This is a genomic window from Streptomyces hainanensis, from assembly GCF_004348415.1.
GTDB lineage: Bacteria > Actinomycetota > Actinomycetes > Streptomycetales > Streptomycetaceae > Streptomyces > Streptomyces hainanensis.
Genome location: NZ_SMKI01000846.1, coordinates 1 through 1,158 on the forward strand (window position 1 = coordinate 1; position 1,158 = coordinate 1,158).

Annotated in this window: 3 protein-coding genes and 1 pseudogene; 2 read left to right on the plus strand and 2 right to left on the minus strand. The window is 75.6% G+C overall.

Features of this window, described 5'->3' with window-relative positions; all coding sequences use genetic code 11:
* Positions 1–420 (minus strand): DUF3291 domain-containing protein (locus E1283_RS36385; RefSeq protein ID WP_132822417.1); only part of this gene is annotated, 420 nt, incomplete at its 3' end.
* 49 nt (positions 421–469) lie between these two features.
* On the opposite strand from E1283_RS36385, the gene E1283_RS36390 reads away from it, so the two are divergent.
* Positions 470–670, plus strand: coding sequence for a hypothetical protein (locus E1283_RS36390; protein WP_132822418.1), 201 nt, complete (start codon positions 470–472; stop codon positions 668–670).
* A gap of 19 nt (positions 671–689) precedes the next feature.
* On the opposite strand, the gene E1283_RS36395 is transcribed toward E1283_RS36390, so the two are convergent.
* Positions 690–1,040 (minus strand): MaoC family dehydratase, encoded by a 351-nt coding sequence (locus tag E1283_RS36395; protein WP_425086282.1) that lies wholly within the window; start codon positions 1,038–1,040, stop codon positions 690–692.
* Here E1283_RS36395 and E1283_RS40110 point away from each other — a divergent pair.
* Positions 1,032–1,158, plus strand: a pseudogene (locus E1283_RS40110) (molybdopterin dinucleotide binding domain-containing protein); the annotation flags it as partial. The gene E1283_RS36395 and the pseudogene E1283_RS40110 sit on opposite strands and share 9 nt — an antisense overlap.

Genomic DNA, 1,158 nt, shown 5'->3' on the forward strand with positions numbered 1-1,158 from the left:
GGGGGTGGGGCCGTGGGTGCGGAGGTGGAGGAGGCGGGACTCCGCCTCGGCGACCGTCGGGCGGTGGCCGGACGGGACCCACCACAGGGTTGTGACCGCCTCCCGCAGGCGCTCGAACCACTCCCGGCGGCGGGCCAGCATCTCGCGGTGCCGGCCCTGGTACATGTACGCCGTCAGGGCGTCCAGGTCGCGCCACACGGACATGTTGACGATCAACCACTCGTCCCCGAACACCGGCGTGTCCGTCGCGTTGCCCGAGTCTCCCTGCAGGCGCCAGACGAAGCCGTCGGCGGTGTCCGCGTCGGCGTTCACCGGGTCGAGCGCGTCGACGAAGTCCTTCAACTGCGGGGAGTCCAGTGGGGCCTTGAGGCGGGCGATGTTGACCTGGGCGAGTTGGTACGCGGCTGCGGCTTCAGTCATCACCGAACGGTAGGTCGGCTGCCCCGCGACCGGTAGGCCGTCTCACGACGTGGAACACGAGGTATCGCCACCCACCAGGACAAAACCCGGCACCAGACCGGACACCGGACCCGGGACAACCACCTCGCCGGCCGTCGCCTTCGCGGGCGACGGGGCGGACGCGACCAGCCGGGCCCTGCTCGCCGCCTTCGCGCTCACCGGCGCCCTGGCCGCCCCGGGCGCGCTGCTGGCCCGCCGGCTGCGGGCCTGAGCGAAGCGGCGGCGGCTGGTCAGCCGTGGAGACGGCCGCGCAGGTGGACGGGGCCCGCGCCGGCGGCGCGGAGTGCGAAGGCCCGGCCGTCGTCCCGTGGCCAGGCGCGGAGTTCGACGCGGGAGGGCAGCGGCACCGGGGCGTGGAAGGCCACGTCGACGGTGAACGCGTCGGGCAGCCGCTGGGCGCGGTCGAGGGCGGCGAGGCAGCGGGCCTTCGTCCACATGCCGTGCGCGATGGCGTGGCGGAAGCCGAACAGGCGGGCGGTCAGCGGGTGCAGATGGATCGGGTTGCGGTCGCCCGACACGGCGGCGTAGCGGCGGCCGGTGGCGGCGGGGACCGCGAACTCGGTGAGCACCGGGCCGGCCACCGGCTGCTGCTCGACCAGGGCCGGCTCCAGGACGGCGACCCGGCGCTCGCCGCCACCCGGCACGCGGCCGTGGCCCGGCTCAACCCGGCCACCGCGCGCGAGGCCGGCCTCGCGGACG